Origin of the sequence: Lysobacter alkalisoli, assembly GCF_006547045.1 — a bacterium.
Lineage (GTDB): Bacteria > Pseudomonadota > Gammaproteobacteria > Xanthomonadales > Xanthomonadaceae > Marilutibacter > Marilutibacter alkalisoli.
In genome coordinates, this window is sequence record NZ_CP041242.1 from 1,569,250 (window position 1) to 1,586,390 (window position 17,141).

Annotated in this window: 12 protein-coding genes; 4 read left to right on the forward strand and 8 right to left on the reverse strand. The window is 66.0% G+C overall.

Features of this window, described 5'->3' with window-relative positions:
- Window positions 1–36 precede the first annotated feature (36 nt).
- The 8 genes from FKV23_RS06875 to FKV23_RS06910 form a co-directional block, all read right to left on the reverse strand.
- A complete protein-coding gene (locus FKV23_RS06875) occupies window positions 37–2,208 on the reverse strand; it encodes a peptidase domain-containing ABC transporter (protein WP_141623188.1) in 2,172 nt (723 codons plus the stop codon).
- On the reverse strand, window positions 2,205–2,927 hold the full coding sequence (locus tag FKV23_RS06880) for an HlyD family efflux transporter periplasmic adaptor subunit (protein WP_167285058.1): 723 nt from the start codon (window positions 2,925–2,927) through the stop codon (window positions 2,205–2,207). Before FKV23_RS06880 ends, FKV23_RS06875 begins: the two co-directional genes overlap by 4 nt.
- A complete protein-coding gene (locus FKV23_RS06885; protein ID WP_141623190.1) occupies window positions 2,924–3,493 on the reverse strand; it encodes an HlyD family secretion protein in 570 nt (189 codons plus the stop codon). The genes FKV23_RS06880 and FKV23_RS06885 overlap by 4 nt, the downstream gene beginning before the upstream one ends.
- Before the next feature lie 288 nt (window positions 3,494–3,781).
- Complete coding sequence (locus FKV23_RS06890; protein ID WP_167285393.1) at window positions 3,782–5,041, reverse strand: APC family permease; 1,260 nt, start codon at window positions 5,039–5,041, stop codon at window positions 3,782–3,784.
- Between the two features lie 58 nt (window positions 5,042–5,099).
- Complete coding sequence (locus FKV23_RS06895) at window positions 5,100–5,930, reverse strand: L,D-transpeptidase family protein (protein WP_167285059.1); 831 nt, start codon at window positions 5,928–5,930, stop codon at window positions 5,100–5,102.
- A gap of 34 nt (window positions 5,931–5,964) precedes the next feature.
- The gene (locus tag FKV23_RS06900; protein WP_141623193.1) at window positions 5,965–6,813 is read right to left on the reverse strand and encodes a MurR/RpiR family transcriptional regulator; all 849 of its coding nucleotides are present in this window, start codon (window positions 6,811–6,813) and stop codon (window positions 5,965–5,967) included.
- A 50-nt stretch (window positions 6,814–6,863) separates the two neighbouring features.
- Window positions 6,864–7,961 carry a dipeptide epimerase gene (locus tag FKV23_RS06905; protein WP_141623194.1) on the reverse strand — a complete coding sequence of 366 codons (1,098 nt, stop codon included), beginning with the start codon at window positions 7,959–7,961 and terminating at the stop codon, window positions 6,864–6,866.
- The gene (locus tag FKV23_RS06910) at window positions 7,958–9,409 is read right to left on the reverse strand and encodes a C40 family peptidase (RefSeq protein ID WP_141623195.1); all 1,452 of its coding nucleotides are present in this window, start codon (window positions 9,407–9,409) and stop codon (window positions 7,958–7,960) included. The genes FKV23_RS06905 and FKV23_RS06910 overlap by 4 nt, the downstream gene beginning before the upstream one ends.
- Window positions 9,410–9,732: 323 nt before the next feature.
- On the opposite strand from FKV23_RS06910, the gene FKV23_RS06915 reads away from it, so the two are divergent.
- The 4 genes from FKV23_RS06915 to FKV23_RS06930 all read left to right on the forward strand — a co-directional run bounded on the left by FKV23_RS06915 (window position 9,733) and on the right by FKV23_RS06930 (window position 17,138).
- Window positions 9,733–11,145, forward strand: coding sequence for a transglutaminase-like domain-containing protein (locus tag FKV23_RS06915; RefSeq protein ID WP_141623196.1), 1,413 nt, complete (start codon window positions 9,733–9,735; stop codon window positions 11,143–11,145).
- 48 nt (window positions 11,146–11,193) lie between these two features.
- A complete protein-coding gene (locus tag FKV23_RS06920; RefSeq protein ID WP_141623197.1) occupies window positions 11,194–14,214 on the forward strand; it encodes a TonB-dependent receptor in 3,021 nt (1,006 codons plus the stop codon).
- A 207-nt stretch (window positions 14,215–14,421) separates the two neighbouring features.
- Window positions 14,422–15,552, forward strand: coding sequence for a dipeptidase (locus FKV23_RS06925; RefSeq protein ID WP_244244121.1), 1,131 nt, complete (start codon window positions 14,422–14,424; stop codon window positions 15,550–15,552).
- A 5-nt stretch (window positions 15,553–15,557) separates the two neighbouring features.
- The gene (locus tag FKV23_RS06930) at window positions 15,558–17,138 is read left to right on the forward strand and encodes a serine hydrolase (protein WP_141623199.1); all 1,581 of its coding nucleotides are present in this window, start codon (window positions 15,558–15,560) and stop codon (window positions 17,136–17,138) included.
- Window positions 17,139–17,141: the final 3 nt, after the last annotated feature.

The following is a 17,141-nucleotide window of genomic DNA, read 5'->3' on the forward strand; positions in this document are numbered from 1 at the left end:
AATGCCCGATGCTAGCGAATTGGTCGCGCAGAACTGTTATTGGCGTCTTAGTTCGGGGCCCGCGGCTGCGGATGGTTTTCGCGTTGCGATCTGTTCACGATCTTCATCGGACAGCTCGATGCGGCCGTTCCGCAGGGCAATGACCCGATCGGCGCTGCGGATCGTCTCCGGGCGGTGCGCGATCACGATCCGCGTCATCGGAAGCGAGGAGATGTTGTGGTTTATCTCGCGCTCGCGCTGCACGTCGAGGTGGCTGGTGGCCTCATCCAGCAGCAGGATCGCGGGCTTGCGGAACAGCGCGCGCGCGAGCAACACCCGCTGTTTTTGTCCCCCGGACAGCGACGATCCCATGTCGCCGACCAGCGATTCGTAGCCCATCGGCATTGCCACGATGTCGTCGTGGATCTGCGCGGCGCGGGCCGCGTCCTCGATCGCCTCCATGGAGGCGTCGCTGTCGAAGAACGAGATGTTGTCGGCGATCGAGCCGGCAAACAGCGCGTCCTCCTGCATCACCGCGCCGAGCAGATCGCGATAGGCGGACAGGCCGAAGCGTTCGATGTCGATGCCGCCGATGCGGATCGTGCCCGCATCGGGACGCAGCAGCCCGAGCAGAATCTTGGCCAGCGTGGTCTTGCCGCAGCCGGACGGCCCGACGATGGCTACGCACTCGCCAGCCTCGATCGTGAACGTACAGTCGCGCAGCACCCATGGGTCGTCCTCCGCATAACGGAAGCTGATGTTCTCTACCTCGATCCGCGGTTCCGGTGGCGGCCCGGCGTAGGTGCTGGCTGCATGTGCCTCCGGCGGCTCCAGCGCGATATCGGCGATGCGCGCGCCGTGCATGCCGAGCAGGCGGAACTCCACCAGCTTGTCGATCAGGCTGCCGCCGCGGGTGGCGAACAGCTCGGCGTAGGCCACGAACACCACCAGCATGCCGGCGGTGAACTGTCCGCGCAGCACCAGCCAGGCGCCGATCCAGATCAGCAGGATGCGTTGCGTGCCGAAGATCAGCCGCGACAGCGCCGAGAAGGTGGCGGTCACCCGGTTGATCGCCGCCTCGCGGTTGGCCACCTCGATGGTGGCGTTGGCGACCCGCGCGCGGCGCTCGCCCTGCTTGTTGGCGAGCTTGATCGTCTGTACGCCCTCGATCGACTCGATCATCTGACTCTGCTGCCGGCCGAGGTGAACCAGCTGCTCTTCCTTGAGTTGCTGCAGTTTGCGGTAGCTGATCCAGCGCAGCGCGGCGTAGAGCGCGAAGGCAGCGAGTACCAGTAGTGTCAGCGGGCCGCTGTAGATCGCCAGCAATGCCAGTACCAGCGCCACGGTCAGGCCGTCGAGGATCGCTTCGACGAAGCTGCCGGTCACCGTCTGCTGGATGGACTGCACCGAGATGAAGCGCGACAGCACGCCGCCGACACTGCGCTTCTCGAAGTAGTCCAGCGGCAGTCGCAGCAGGTGGCCGAACAGGTTGCCGATCCATTGCGCGCTGAGCGAGGCACCGAGTTCGGCCACGATCCAGCCGCGCATCATCGCGATCGCCGACTGGAATACCACCACGGCCAGGAAGCCGATACCGATCAGGGTCAGCAGATCGAGGTCGGCCGAGACCAGCACCAGGTCGATCACCCACTGCAGCGCCAGCGGCAGGGCGAGGGTAAAGACTTCCAGCGCCAGCGCCAGGAGCAGGATCTGCGTTGCCGCCCGACGCACCCCGTGGACCTGCCCGATCAGGCCGCGCAGCGTGATGCGCTGCCGTTCCCTGACCGGTGCAAAGCCGGCCGCGGGTACAAGCTCGAGCACCACGCCGGTGAAGTGGCGGCCGAATTCTTCCAGCGGCATGGTCACCGCCCCGCGCGCCGGGTCGTGGATCTCCGCCTTGCCGCGATGGATGCGCTTGAGAACGACGAAGTGGTTGAGGTTCCAGTGCAGGATGCACGGCAGCCGCAGATCGGACAGGTGCTCGAGCTCGGCCCGCAACGGGCGCGCGTCGAAGCCGAGGTGTCCGGCGACCGTGATCAGGCGCGACAGACTGGCGCCCTTGAGCGAAACCGGAAAGCGCCGCCGCAGCCCGGCGAGATCGACGTCGTGCCCGTGGTAGCGCGCGATCATCGCCAGGCAGGCCAGCCCACATTCGGCGATCTCGTTCTGCTGGATCACCGGCAGGCGCCCGGACATGTGTGCACCGCCGAAGCCGGATGCCGGGCTCATGGCGTTTGCTCCTGCGGTGGGGGCTCGGCCGGCGGCACAGCCCGGAGCGCGCCGAGCGGCGCGAACAGCAACTGGTACAGGCGACGGCGCTCCAGCAGCAGGTCGGCGTCCAGGGACATGCCGGCGCGCAGCGGCAAGGCGCCGCCGCTGCCGTCGATTTGCTGACGCTGCAGCGCGACCAGTACGCGGAAGGCGGGTGCGCCCGGGTCGATGCCGGTCCGCGCGCGCACTTCGTCGGCCGAAAGCGGGCTGGCGGCTATTTCGACGATGCGCCCGTACTGTTGGCCAAAGGTCTGGTAGGGGAAGGCGTGGTAGCGCATCGCAACCCGGTTGCCGGGTGCGATCGTGCCGACAGCGTGCGACGGCGCCCATAGTTCCGCTTGCAGTTGCGCCTGGGCCGGAACGATCGACAGCAGCCGTTGGCTTTCGCGCACCGCATGGCCGCGGTCGACCGCAAGGCCAGAGGCCACGCCCGCCTCGGGGGCCCGGATCACAACGGCCCGCTGTGCCAGATTGCGCGCCGCAGACTGCGCGATTTCGGCCAGTGCGCCCTCGATGTTGCTGCGTAGCGCGGCGGTTTCCAGCGGCAATGCCTCGTGCCTTTCGCGCGCTTCGGCGAGCGCGGTTTCGGCATCCAGGCGGTTTCGGATCGTCAGTTCCAGTTGCGCCTGAGCGTTCAGCGCCTGGTCCTGGTACTGCTGCACCTGCACGTCGCTCACGATGCGCTGTTCATGCAAGGGTTTGATGCGCTCCAGCGTGCGTTCCGCCGCGGCGACCTGTCGGCGCCGGAGTGCCAGCTCGGTTTCGGCCGAGGCCAGGCGCCGTTGCTGAGCCTGGATACGCTGCCGCAATGCGACAGCCTGCTGACGCTGCGAGGTTTCCAGGTCTTCCAGGTCCTGCTGCAGGCGCTGCCGCCGCTGTTCGAGTTCGGTGGCGATGCGTTCGCCGACCGCCCCGCCTGGTTCGGGACATCGATGTCCGGTGAAATCTCGACCAGCGGCTGGCCTGCGGCCACCGTTTCCCCTTCGGTTACCAGCAGTCGCGTCACCACGCCTGGAGCCACTGCGGCCACGTCCGGCAGGCCGCCGATGGGCACCAGCCGCCCTTGTGCAGGGGCCTTGCGGGTGTAACCGCCGAACGCCACGATGAGTACCACCGCAAGGATCAGGGTGCCGGCCAGGATCGCCATCGCCCAGCCCAGGCGCGTGGTCGACAGGTGCACGCTGCCGAGCCAGTCCTGCTTGCGCGCTTCCAGGGCTTCGCGCCGAAACAGATCTCCGGTCACCGCCACCTCGCGCCTGCGTGCGTCGGCGTGCGTTGCATGTGCCGGGAATGCGTAGCGATGTCTGCGTGACGGCCGGTCATCGGGATCCGGGAATGGACGAGCGCATCATCATAGGCGAGTTGCCGGGTCGCAAAGGGTTGCAACGGGGCCCCTTCAGACGATGTTCTTGACTCTGTACGCCCCTATTCCGAAGGGTTCTCCTTCAAGGTGTGACGAACGTACCGATGAGGGCATGGCACACGGCGCAGGCGCTGTCGGCACAGGAAGCATTTCGAGCTTTCCTGATGTTCACGAGGCTTTCCGCCGCAGCAGGTAGATCACTGCGCCCACGGCCACCGCGATGCCGGCGGCGATCAGGTTCCTGGTGCCGGCACTGGCGACCAGGGCCAGCGAAAGCAGCAGGGCGGCGAGCGGGATCAGGCGCCCGCCGGGGAGGCGGAGGGCTTCGGGCCGGTCGCCGTAGCGCGGCTGCAGCACCAGCAGCGAAGCCGAGGTTCCGATGTAGGTGCACAGCCGTGCTACCGCCGACAGCAGGGCCAATTGCACGAACGACCCGGTCAGCGCCAGCGCCAGCGCCAGTACGGTGGTGACGACGACTGCGACGGCCGGGGTACGGAAGCGCGGATGGATCCGCGACAACGACGCCGGGCCGTAGCCGTCGGCGGACAGCGCGTACAGGTAGCGCGGGCCGAACAGCATCGTGTTGCTGTTGCTGCCCAGGATCGACACCGCCGCGCCCACGGTCAGCAACAGCGCGGCGGCGGGGCCGCCGAAGGTCCGCGCGGCATCGGCCAGCGGGGTTTCGGAGCCGGCCAGCCCCGGCAAGGTGCCCTGTGCGACGACCTGCACACCCAGATAGATCAGGGTAACGATGACGATCATCGTCACCAGCGCGAACGGTACGTCGCGCCGCGGATTGCGGTACTCGCCGGCCGCGGCCGGAGTGTTCTCGAAGCCGGCGTAGGCGAACAGCAGCAGCAGTGCGCCTTCGCCGAGGTGGCCCATCAGCGGTGCGCCGATATCGATCGCACGCGACCAGTCCACGAAGAACACGCCGACGCCGATGAAGAACAGCAGCGGCACCAGCTTGATCAGCACCAGGGCAACGCCGGTGCGGGCCGCCGCGCGCACGCCGACGATGTTGATCGCGGCCAGGGCCAACAGCGAGCCGGCCACGATCATCGTCCAGCCCCAGCCATCCTTCGCTGCCGGCCAGAAATGCGAGATCGCGAGCGCGAGGCCGTTGCTGAGTGCTGCGGCGGCGGCGACGCGGGTCAGCCAGGTCATCCAGCCGACCTCGAAGCCGATGAAGCTGCCGAACGCGTCGCGCGCGTACAGGTAGCTGCCGCCAGGCTGGTCGTAGTAGCTGCCGGCCTGCGCGTAGCACAGCACCAGCAGACCGACCGCCAATCCCGCCAGCAGCACCGCCCACAGGCTGGCCGGGCCGAGCAGGGCGGCGGTGGCGGCCGGCAGCAGGTAGATGCCGCTGCCGATCACGTCGTTGATCGACAACCCGACGATCTGCCAGCGGCCGACCGCTCGCACCATGCCGGTGCTGCTGTCGATGGCGCTCCGGTCGATGGCTGCGGTGTCGCGGCCGGCGATCTTATCGGTCATGCAGGATGTCCTGGGCGTCGGTGATCGGGGGCAGACGCCAGTCTGCCTGCAGGCGGGCGTATTCGGCATCGGGCAGCAGCACGAATACCGGGCGGGCATCCGTTCTCAGCCAGCCCAGCAGCGCACTCATTTCGTCGGCGGACATGGCGGTGCAGCCGGCGGTCGGTACGTCGGGCGCTTTCCAGACGTGGGCGAAGATGCAGCTGCCTGCAGGACTTTGATGGGCCGGGTTATGCCGGATCACGAAACCCTGTGCGTAGCGATGGTCGCCGTCGGCGTGGATGTCGCGACGCATCGGTTCGGTCGAGCCTTCCGCCGCGGCGGCGCCGACTTCGCCGGTATCGACGATGCGGTTGTACAGCGGCGAGCCGGGCACGTCGATGCAGTAGTGCGATGCCTGCATCGGCAGGTAGTCGAGCGCGGTGTCGATACGCTCGGCGTAGCCGAAGGCTTCGCCGATGGCGAACACGCCGGCCGGACTGCGGCCGTCGCCTTCGCGCTTGATCGGGGCGCCGGTGTCGGCCTGCGGATCGGGATGCAGTCCCAGTCCCCAGGCACTGCCGCTGCGTCCGACCTGTACCGGCTGGACCGGGCCGAGCGGGTGCCAGTCCGCGTCCGTGCGCTCGAAGCGTCGCAACTGCCCTTCACTGGCATCCCAGTCGGCCGTGGTCACGACGATCATCTGGCGGGCGCTGTCCCAGGGCCGGGGGATCCCGGTTCGGGGGGCGGTCGAGGTGCAGGCCGTGGCAATACCCACAAGCAGGAGCGCAGTGAAACCACGCCGGATGCGTTCGTGCGGAAGGCTGGCGGAAAGGTGCATGGCGGGCGGCACGGCGGAACCTCGGAGATGGGCGTCAGGGGTCCAGCATCTGCTGGATATGTTCCAGGCTGCTGCGATAGTGCGCGGCGTATTCGGATGAGTGCTGGCCGACCAGCACCAGGATCAGGTCGAGCATGTGCTGCAGGGCGGCCTGGTACAGCAGCGGTTCGACGTGGGTGCGTTCGTCGTGGGCCGAGACCAGCAATGCGGCGTCCGCGCTCGCTCGTAGCGGATTGGCGCTGTGGCGGGTGACCGAGATGATCCTGCCGCGCCGCTCGCGGAACTGGCGGCTGATATGGCACAGCTCCGGTTGCTTGCCGTGCTCGGAGAACACGATCAGCACGTCGCGCGGGCCGGCCGAGCAGACGCTGGCCGCCATCAGCACCGGGTCGGCATGCTCGACGGTGGCGATGCCGATCAGCGACAGGCGCAGGCCCAATCCGCGTGCGTGGATGCCGTCCTGGCCGAGGCCGCAGATGAAGACACGCTCGGCGCCGCAGATCGCCTGCACGATGGCGTCGACCTGCTCGACCGGGTTGATCAGGCGGGTTTCCTGCTCGGCCTGCGCCTTGGCACACCACAGCGATTCGGCGAGGGCCAGATGGGGTTCGACATCCGGCTCGCGGTCGGGCGCCTGCGGTTCGCCGGCGCCCTCGCGTGCGAGGGCCTCGCCGATGCTGAACTTCAGGTCCGGGTAGCCCTTGAAACCGAGCTTCTGGCTGAACTTGACCACGCTGGACTGGCTGATCCCGAGCGCGCTGGCCAACTGCTGCGACGAGTAGTCGCGCAGCAGATGGGCGTTGTCGAGCAGGAAATCCGCGATGCGGCGTTCGATCGCCGACATCTGGTCGCGTTCGGCGCGGATCTTGAGCAGGGGCGACATGTCCGGAAGCATACCCTTGATGCGCTGCGGGGACGGGGCCGTGGCGGCCCTCATCCGGGCAGCATCTCCAGCCCGCGGACCTCGCGAATGCCCAGGCCCGGAGCGTCGATGATCGAGATTTCGGATTCGTTGAAGATCACCCCGCCATCGACCGGGTCATATTGGCACAGCGACGGGCCGTCGAGGTCGACCTTGGTGATCACGTCGGCCTTGGCCACCGCCAGATGCACTGCCGCGGCGACGCTGATGCTGGTCTCGATCATGCAGCCGATCATGCATTCCACTCCGTACAACGCGGCGATGTCGGCGATGCGGATCGCGTTGGACAGGCCACCGGTCTTCATCAGCTTGATGTTGATGATGTCGGCGGCGTGCATCTTGATCAGGTCGATGACCTCGGTCGGGCCGAACACGCTCTCGTCGGCCATCACCGGCGTGTGCACGCGGTCGGTGACGTACTTCAGTCCCTGGATGTCCTGCGCCTTGACCGGCTGCTCCAGCAGTTCGAGCCGCACGCCTGCGTCTTCCAGCGCCTGCATCGCGTAGACCGCCTGTTTGGCGGTCCAGCCCTGGTTGGCATCGAGGCGGAGCAGGGCGCGGCCCTCGACCGCGGCGTGGATCGCCTTGACCCGCTCGATGTCGACGCCGATGTCCTTGCCGACCTTGATCTTCAGCGATTCGAAGCCGCGCTCCACCGCACCCAGCGAATCGGCGACCATCTTGTCGATGTAGTCGACGCTGATGGTGATGTCGGTGGTGATGACCGGGTCGCCGCCGCCGAGCAGCTTGTAGAGCGGGGCGCCGTAGAGCTGGCCGAACAGGTCGTACAGGGCGATCTCGACCGCGGCCTTGGCGCTGAAGTTGCGTTCCAGCGCGGTCTGCACGACGCAGGTGTTGCGGTTGAGGTCGGCGATGTCGGCGCCGACCAGGCGCGGACGGATGCAGGTGCGGATCGCCTCGATCATCGAGCCGTGGGTGTCGCCGGTGATCACCGCGGTGGCGGCGGCCTCACCGTAGCCGACGTGGCCGCTGTCGGTATGGATCATCACCACGATGTCCTCGACCGTATCGACGGTGCGCAACGCGGTCTTGAACGGGGTCTTGAGCGGCACGCGCAGCATGCCGATCCGGATGTCGGTGATTTTCACGGTCTGATTCTCTGGATGCTGTAGATGCGGTCGACGATCGTGGCCGTCTCGCCGGCCTGCAACGGCTCCAGCGGCGTCACCGACACCGCATTGAGCTGGACCCGGCGCAGCGTGCCGTCCGGTTCCCGGTAACTGACGCCTGTAACGTCGTGGATCACGTAGGGCTCGCCCTCGTACTGGCCGATCACCATCATCACGTGGCCTGGAATGTAGACCAGATCGCCCGGTTGCAGCGTGCGCAGTACCGCGAGCCTGGCCTCGCGGTCGTCGTCCTCGTCGAAACGCACGGTGTTGTAGACCGGGCTGACGCCCTGGGCACTGGTATTGCGCGGCAGCTGGAGGCCGAACGAACGGTAGACCTCGGACACGAATCCGCTGCAGTCGCGGGCGTTGTACGAATGCCCCCAGCCATAACGCTCGCCGAGGAACTTGAAGCTCTGCCGCAGCAGGTTGGCCTGGGTGAGCGGCAGGTAATCGGTGGCGATGTCCTGGTTGCGCGGCAGCAGCGCCGGCGCGAAGCGCAGCCGGCCGCGATCATCGCGGATCGGCAGCTCGATCACGTGAGCGGTGTAGGGGTGCTGGCCATTGACCGGACGGTCGGCGGGCCAGTCGGCGAGCAGCGGAATGCGCACGCCCATGTCCAGCTGCAGCTCGGAGACTTGCGGAACCTCCGGGGTGTACACGGTGCGCGCGGTGGCACCGGTCACCACCAGGTAGGGGGCCTTGCGGCCGTAGCCGAGCACCTCGTCGCGCGTGCCGACCGCGACATGCTGCTTGCGTATCCAGGCCGCGTAGCGCGGGCTGACCGCGAACCACCACTCGCCGTCGCGGCTTTCATGCAGGATCGCCAGTGGCGTGCCCGGAAACAGTGCGGTTTCCTGGAAACGGTCGATGTCGGTGTCGTCCGGGCTGCCGAATACCCGGGTCGCGGTCGGCCAGGTGCGCATGTCGGCGCGGTGGACGACCAGACCATGGCGGACGTCGACGGTTGCCGGAAGCCGTTCCAATGCCAGATTCGATTCGAGTGTGTCGATGCCATCGAACGTTCGACCGTCGGCGGTATACAAGACCCGTTCGGGCGGCGATGACAGCTCGCGGATCCACTTGGCCGCCTCGTCACGTGCCAGCCGGGAAGGGAACGCGTCGAGCCTGTGGACCGAGCCGTCCTCGGCGAAAAGTCGTTCGTTGATCCGCTCGATCGCGTCGCGATCCAGCACCTCCCGGTCGGGTTGCGGCAACAGGCGGGTCCAGAGTGCCGGGTCAAGGTGATGCGCTTCCACTCCCGGCAGACCGGAACCGGAATCGGAACCGGCTGCCGAGGGGCGGGGCGTCGGCGATTCGAACGCAGCCGCCGGGTTCGCAACGGCCATCGCAACAGCCAGTACGGCCAGCACGAAAAGCCGGGGCAGGAAGCCCGAAGGATGGGGTCGGAACGCGCGTGCTTGCATGGCTTGCACCTCTGGTCTGCCGGCTCCGGGGGCAGGATGTGACGCCCTCCGGCCCGACGTGGCGGACCGGCTGGCAGCCGTGCCCGCGTCGCACGAGAATACTTGTTTCTTAAATTTGATCAAACAGGAATAAATTATTGACCGAGGGTGTCGGTCGTGTTACACCGGAGACATGCTCACCCGGCAGGGGCAGTGTCGTGGCGATTGGCTGGTTCATTGACGAGTGGAATGGCGGGCGACCCCGGTCGAGGCCTGCCGTCGGCGCGCGTCGTGCGGCCTGGCCGGTGGTGGTGGCCGTACTGGTTCTCGTGAACGGGTTGTCCATGCTCCGGCCTGCTTCCGCGAACTCCGACGACACCGTACGTGAAGTGGTGGCACTGGTCGATGCCGGACGATTCGGCGAGGCCGAGGCTCGCATCGCGACGGAGCTGGATGTCGCCGATCATGCCGCTGCGACCCGCCGGGCACTGGCCTTCGAGCGCGAGCGGATGCGTCGCATCCGCCTCGACTTCCCGCTCGACGGGGACCAGTTGCGGGCCCAGTTGCGTAAACGGATTCCCGATCTTGGGGCTGGCGAGTGTACGGCCTGGGAGGCGTCCGGAGCGCTGGAACATATGGTCATCGATGGCGAGCGACGCTACTTCGCCCGGGCCGTGCCCAACCTGTTCCGGGTCAATGCCGAGGCGGCGGCACGACGGGCCGATCCCGGTCCGGTCCGCCGCTACGGACCGATGGAGCAGCTTGCGCCGCACCATGCGGAGGTGCGTGATGCCGCACTGGCCTCGGACAGCGTTTCCGTCGCCCCGCGCCGGATCCGTGCCCGCCAGTCGCTGACCGTCGATGCCGATGCAGTGCCGGCCGGCGAGGTGCTGAAGGCATGGATTCCGTACCCGCGCGCCATTCCCGGACAGCAGGAGGACATCCGCTTGCTGGCGACGGTACCGGCCGGGCACGTACTGGCCCCGGAATCGGCGCTGCAGCGCACGGTCTACATGGAGCAACCGGCGGTTGCCGGCGAGCCGACCGTGTTCTCGGTCGAGTACGAACTGACCGTGCATGCGCAGTACCACGACATCGACCCGGCCCGGGTCGCTGCGACGCCGGACCAACCCGGGCTGGCCGAATTCCTCGCCGAGCGCCCGCCGCACATCGTCTTCAGCGACGACATCCGCCGTTTCTCGCAACAGGTGGTCGGCGACGAGACCGATCCCTGGCGCATCGCGCGCAGGCTGTTCGCCGCGGTCGACCGGATCCCGTGGGGCTCGGCGCGCGAGTACTCGACCATTTCCAACATCAGCGAACATGCGCTCAAGGCCGCGCACGCCGATTGCGGCCAGCAGACCCTGCTGCTGATGACGCTGCTGCGGCTCAACGGCATCCCCGCGCGCTGGCAATCGGGGATGGTCTATTCCGATGACGACTACGACAACCTGCACGACTGGGGCTGGCTGTACCTGGCCCCGTATGGCTGGGTGCCGATGGACGTGAACACCGGCCTGCTGGACAGCGACGACGAATCGCTGCGCTGGTTCTATCTCGGTGGCCTCGACGCCTATCGCATCGCATTCAACGACGACTACTCACGGGAATTCTTCCCGCCCAAGCAGCATTTCCGGTCGGAGACCGTGGATTCACAACGCGGCGAAGTGGAGTGGCAGGGGGGCAACCTCTACTTCGACCAATGGGACTACGCCTTCAGCGCGCAAGTCCTGAAAGGCAATGACGGCGCGAGATAGCAGGGACGCCACGAACCTCAACCACATCAACGCTCGGGGAAAACGACTATGTACGGCAAGGCTTTGCGGAAAACGGCGCTATGCGTGGCAATGGGGATCGGGCTGGCTTCGATGGCACCGGGCGCGGTGTTGGCGCAGAGCGCCACCGGCGCGGTCGCGGGCCGTGCCAGTTCCGGCGACCAGGTCATGTTGATCAACGAGGCTACCGGCCAACGTCATACGGTAACCGCCGGCTCGGATGGACTGTATCGCCTCACCCGGCTGCCGGTTGGCGATTACAGCCTGCAGGTCGTGCGCGATGGCCAGCAGGTGGGGCAGCCAGTGGCGGTCAGTGTCCCCCTGGGTGGTACCACGACCGTCAACCTCGGTGCCGATGGCGGCGTGATCAATCTGGACTCAGTGCAGGTATACGGTTCCCGTGTGGTCAATCGGGTCGACGTGTACTCGACCGAAGTGGCGACCAATGTCACGCGCGAGGAGATCGCGCGTCTACCGGTGGAGCAGAGCCTCGGGTCGGTGGCGATGCTGGCGCCAGGCGTAATTGGCGGAAACTCTTCATTTGGCGGTATCTCCTTTGGCGGTTCATCGGTCGCGGAGAACTCGGTTTTCATCAATGGCCTCAACGTCACCGACTTCTATCGGCGGCAGAGCTATTCGAGCGCACCGTTTGCTTTCTACCGTGAGTTCCAGGTCAAGACCGGTGGCTATTCGGTCGAGTTCGGCCGCAGTACCGGTGGCGTGATCAACGCGGTGACCCGTTCGGGCAGCAATGAACTCAAGGGTGGCGTGGAGGTGACCTTCGAGCCGAATGCTTTCCGGGCGAGCGCGGACGACCATCAGTTCGAGGATTCCAACGGGACCCAACACTACCGGGCCAGCAGGGACAGGCAGAGTTTCACCAAGGCCAATGTCTGGGCATCGGGCCCGTTGATCAGGGACAAGCTGTTCCTGTTCGCCATGTACGAACAGCGTGACAACAGAACCAAGAATACGAACAACTCGGGCAGCACATGGACGGACGGCGACTCGGATAACGGGTTCTGGGGCGCCAAGCTGGACTGGAATCTGAGCGACAATCATCAGTTCGAGTTTCTCGCCTTCTCCGACGAAGGGGAGGCGGGCTATAGCGTCTATGCCTACGATTGGGACCGTGCCGAACTCGGTGATCTGACCGGAACAAGGACGGTTTCCAGTGGCGGCGACAACGGAGCGCTCACGTACACCGGCCGCTTTGGCGAGAACTTCACCGCCAAAGCCATGTACGGCATCAATCAGTCCAAGAGCTATTCCCGCTCACCTGCCGATGCGTTGTGCGAGCAGGTGACGATTGACAGCTCCTACCGCAACGTCTATGAGGCGATGGGTCAGCCGACGGTCGGCTGCTATCCGGGTACGTCAACGGTGGTTTCGCACGATGACGAGCGTGAAGTGGCGCGACTGGATTTCGAATGGACCCTGGGCGACCACATGCTGCGATTTGGTGTGGATCGTGAGGTGATGACCACCGAGCGGACCACCTTCTACCCGGGTAACGGCAACCGTTACACCGCGTTTGGCGTGTCCGAAGGAGATCCGCTGGACAACGGCGCCACGGTGCCGGCGGGGGTTGACGCCATCCTGATGGCGCGCCGGCGGATCGATGGCGGTACTTTCGAAACCACCGCCAATGCCTGGTACATCGAGGACCTTTGGAACGTCACCCCCAACCTGCTGCTCACCCTGGGTGTCCGCGTCGACAATTTCGACAACAAGACCGCCAGCGGAGACAGCTTCATCAAGCTGGACAACCTGATCTCGCCGCGCGTCGGATTTTCCTGGGACATGAAGGGCGATGGCATGACCAAGCTGTTCGGCAACCTGGGACGCTACTACCTGCCGGTGACGAACAACATCAACTACACCTTTGCAGGCGGTCTCATCGACGAGCGTACGTTCTACGCGCTCGACGGCTGGCGCGAGCAGGTCAATCCGGTGACAGGCGCTTCGTATATGGAGCCGATCATTGGCGCGCAGATCGGTGGTGTGGACGATTCGTACAACATCAGCGCAGGCGATCTGCGCCAGAGCGTCGATCGCGATCTCGACGCGGTTTATCAGGATGAGGCGATTTTGGGCTTCCAGTCAGCCCTCAGCCAAGCCTGGTCGTGGGGCGTCAACGCCACCTATCGCAGAATGAAGAATGCGCTCGATGACGTCCGCATCAATCACACGCCATGCGGACCTGTGGGATTCAACCTGTGGCCGATCGCCAACCCGGGCAAGCCGCTCACCATCTGGGGTGACGCAAGCATCGGTTGTGAAACCGAAGGCTGGATCACCATCGACACATCGCGCGATGGTTACATCAAAGGCGGTAGCGGTGAGGTGGTCGGCTACTCCGAGCCCAAGCGTACCTATAAGGCGCTGGAGTTCCAGATCGATCGCGCCTGGGATGGCAAGTGGGGGTTCAACGCGTCCTATCTGTGGTCCAAGTCCGATGGCAACCATGAAGGCCCGGTCAACTCAGATACCAACTACGGTGATACCGGCATGGTCCAGCATTGGGATCACCCGGCCAACAACCAGGATTACGGTCCGCTGTTCAACGATCGCCGGCATCAGTTCAAAGTGCGCGGCAGCTATGCGTTGAATGACCAGTGGCTGTTCGGCGCGTCCCTGACCGCACAATCCGGTGGCCCGATCACGGCGTTCGGCGTGACATGGCCAAACGACACCACCGGTGCCGGCAGCTTTGTGACCGAAGGTTCCGGTGGAGGATCGTTCTGGCACTGCGTGCAGAACTGCAGCGGGCCTGTCAATGAGCGGGTGTACGAGTACTCGCCGCGCGGCGCCGCCGGACGTCTGCCCTGGACCTACAACCTCGGGGCCAACGTCACATGGACCCTGCCGGTGGAGGATGTCGACCTGAAGGTACGTTTCTCTGTCTTCAACCTGCTCAACGAGCAGGAAGTCATCAACGTCCGCCAGCGCTACGAGCGCGGCCCGGGTGAGGTGCGGGAGCTCCATGGCACCGGCACCCGCTGGCAGTCGCCGCGCTACGCGCAACTGGTCGTGACCTGGAACTTCTGACGGGCGCAAGAAGGTCGTCGTCCCGGCACCCCGGGGCGACGGCCATGCAGTCTCCATACTAGGATGTCGGGCTATCAGCCTGGCCGGAGAGGGCGAATGCCTGTAGTTCTTGATCGTCCCCGTTTTCTTGCGCTCGCATGTCTTGCGTGCATTGCCTATGTTGGAACGTCTACGACAGTGGCAGGAGCTTTTGCCGCGGACCGGCCATTGTTCCTTGACACCCACGTCGACATTCCGAGCACCTACATGGTCGAGCCGCGTTTCGATAGCGGTACTGACACCGAATTGCAGGTCGATCTCGGCAAGATGGAGCGGGGAGGGCTGGATGCGGCTTTCTTCATCATCTACACGGGGCAGGGTCCGAGGACCGCGGAAGGCTATGCCGAAGCCGTCGCCGAGGCCGACCGCAAGTATTCCGCCATCCACAAGATGGTCGAAATCTACCCGGAGCGGATCGCGCTGGCGACCACGCCTGACGCAGTGGTGGCGAACAGGGCGGCGGGCCGGCTGTCGGCGATGATCGGGATCGAGAACGGCTATTCGCTCGGGCGCAGCCTGGCCAATGTCGACCGGGCGTTCGAGCGCGGCGCCCGTTACCTCGGACTGACCCATTTCGGCCACAACGCCCTGTGCACCAGTTCCGGCGCGATGCCGGAGCTGGGCGATGACCCGGACGATGCAAGCGGACTGACGGGCTTCGGGCGCGCGGTGGTGCAGCGGGCCAACCGGTTAGGGATCATGGTCGATGTGTCGCACTCGTCCGATGCCTGCGTACGCGACGTGCTTGCTTTCTCGCGGGCACCGATCATCGCTTCGCACTCGGCGGCACGTGCGCTGGCGGATCATCCGCGCAACCTCACCGACGACCTGCTGCGCGGCATCGCGGAGAAGGGCGGGGTGATCCAGGTGGTCGCTCTGGACGCGTACGTGAAGCATGATCCGGCGCGTTCGGAGGCCATCAAGGCGCTGGAGGCGGACGTGGCCCGGGCGGCCGGCGCGGATGCGTTCGACCATGATGTCCATGGAGAACTGCCGGATTACGTCGAGGGGCTCAAGCTCATCGATCTGCAGTACCCGCCGGCCACGCTCGACGACTACCTCGACCATGTCGAGCACATCGCCCAGGTGGCCGGTATCGATCATGTCGGCCTGGCTTCGGACTTCGACGGCGGCGGTGGCGTTGTCGGCTGGCGGGATGCCTCGGAAACGCAGAACGTGGTCGAAGGCCTGCGCAGGCGCGGCTTCAGCAGGAAGGACGTGGCGAAGATCACAAGCGGCAACCTGTTGCGGGTTTGGCGCGAGGTGGAGGCGGTCGCGGCGGAGCTGCGCGACCAATGAAGGGCATGCGCTTTCTCGTCGCTGCCGCGTGGGTAGCCGTCCTGACGGGTGGTGTCGCATTCGAGGCCATCGCCGCCAAGACTGCCGCCGAGTCACGCGACCAGGCCGTTCTCGACCGCATTTTCGACGATGCGATGGAACGCTATGGGCTGCCCGGCATGGCGATGGGCGTGATCGAGGACGGTGAAGTCACCTATGCCCGAGCGAGTGGCGAGACCGTGGCCGGTTCCGGGGATCCGGTCACGCCGGCCACGCTGTTCAAGATCGCGTCCAACAGCAAGGCGATGACTGCCGCGGTGCTGGCGCGCCAGGTCGATGCCGGCAAGCTGCGCTGGGACGACCCGGTGGTGAAGCACCTGCCGCAGTTCCGCATGCATGACCCGTGGGTGACCCGGGAGATGCAGGTGCGCGATCTGTTGATCCACAACAGCGGCCTGCCGGAAGGCGCGGGCGACCTGATGCTGTGGCCCGAGCCCAACCACTTCGACCGCGACGACATCATTGCCGGGCTGGCCCATCTCAAGCCCGAGCGCAGCTTCCGCTCCGGGTATGCCTACGACAACCTGCTTTACGTCGTCGCCGGCGAGGTCGCAGCAGCGGTCGGTGGCAAGGACTACGAATCGCTGGTGCGAAGCGAACTGTTCGAGCCGCTGGGACTGTCCGATTGTCGGGTCGGCGAATGGTCGCGCGATGAGGCCGGCAGCGTCGCCCAGCCGCACATGCGCACGGACGAAGGCAATGTCGCCATCCGTGTCGACGGCGAAACGGTGCCGGCGATCACCTCGGCCGCGGCCGGCGGGGTCCGCTGCAGCCTGGACGACATGCTGGCCTGGGGGCGCAACTGGCTGGTGCCGACGCGCGAGCAGCTTCGCTGGTTGTCGTCGAAGCAGCGCGAGGCGATGTGGACGCCGCACACGATCCTGCCGTTGCCGCGCCGCAGCCGCGAGTGGGACGGCACCCATATCCGCGCTTACGGCTATGGTTGGCGGTTGGCCGATGTCGACGGCGAATGGACGGTGTCGCACACCGGCACGCTGTCTGGCATGTACTCGGTACTGATGCTGCTGCCGGACCGACGTTCCGGTTTCGTGGTGATGATCAATGGCAATGGCAGTGCCGCGCGCACCGTGCTGACCTCCACTCTGCTCAAGTATTTCACCCGGCGCGATGAGACGGTCGATGTCGCTCATTACGCAGGATTGCTGGAAAGCGACCGTTCCGGTGCCGGTGCGTCGCGGGTACCCGATACGTCATCGCGCAAGCCGGCGCGGGTGCTCGACCTGCAGGCCTACCTCGGCACCTGGCGCGATCCCTGGTTCGGCGAAGTCAGGCTGTGCAGGCAGGACGACGACGTCCGCTTCGTTTCGTCCAAATCACCGCGACTGTCCGGACGCTTGATGCGGGTGCGCGAACGGCACCTGGTCGAGTGGGACGACAGCACCGTCGACCTGGAGCCCTGGGTCGACTTCAAGCCTCCGGGACCGGGACGGTCGGCGCGGATGACGATGGCCAAGGTGGATCCGGACGGTGATTTCAGTTCCGACTACGAGGACCTGGATTTCGTCCGGGTCGGTGGTTGTGGCTGAGTC

Excerpts from the sequence above, each read along its gene's own strand:
- FKV23_RS06890 (WP_167285393.1), bottom strand. The coding sequence starts at position 5,041 with ATGGTGCGAGCGGTCGGCCGCTGGCAGATCGTCGGGTTGTCGATCAAC.
- FKV23_RS06900 (WP_141623193.1), bottom strand. The coding sequence starts at position 6,813 with ATGTCGCCCCTGCTCAAGATCCGCGCCGAACGCGACCAGATGTCGGCG.
- FKV23_RS06915 (WP_141623196.1), top strand. The coding sequence starts at position 9,733 with ATGCTCCGGCCTGCTTCCGCGAACTCCGACGACACCGTACGTGAAGTG.
- FKV23_RS06930 (WP_141623199.1), top strand. The coding sequence starts at position 15,558 with ATGCGCTTTCTCGTCGCTGCCGCGTGGGTAGCCGTCCTGACGGGTGGT.
- FKV23_RS06910 (WP_141623195.1), bottom strand. The coding sequence starts at position 9,409 with ATGCAAGCACGCGCGTTCCGACCCCATCCTTCGGGCTTCCTGCCCCGG.
- FKV23_RS06920 (WP_141623197.1), top strand. The coding sequence starts at position 11,194 with ATGTACGGCAAGGCTTTGCGGAAAACGGCGCTATGCGTGGCAATGGGG.
- FKV23_RS06875 (WP_141623188.1), bottom strand. The coding sequence starts at position 2,208 with ATGAGCCCGGCATCCGGCTTCGGCGGTGCACACATGTCCGGGCGCCTG.
- FKV23_RS06895 (WP_167285059.1), bottom strand. The coding sequence starts at position 5,930 with ATGCACCTTTCCGCCAGCCTTCCGCACGAACGCATCCGGCGTGGTTTC.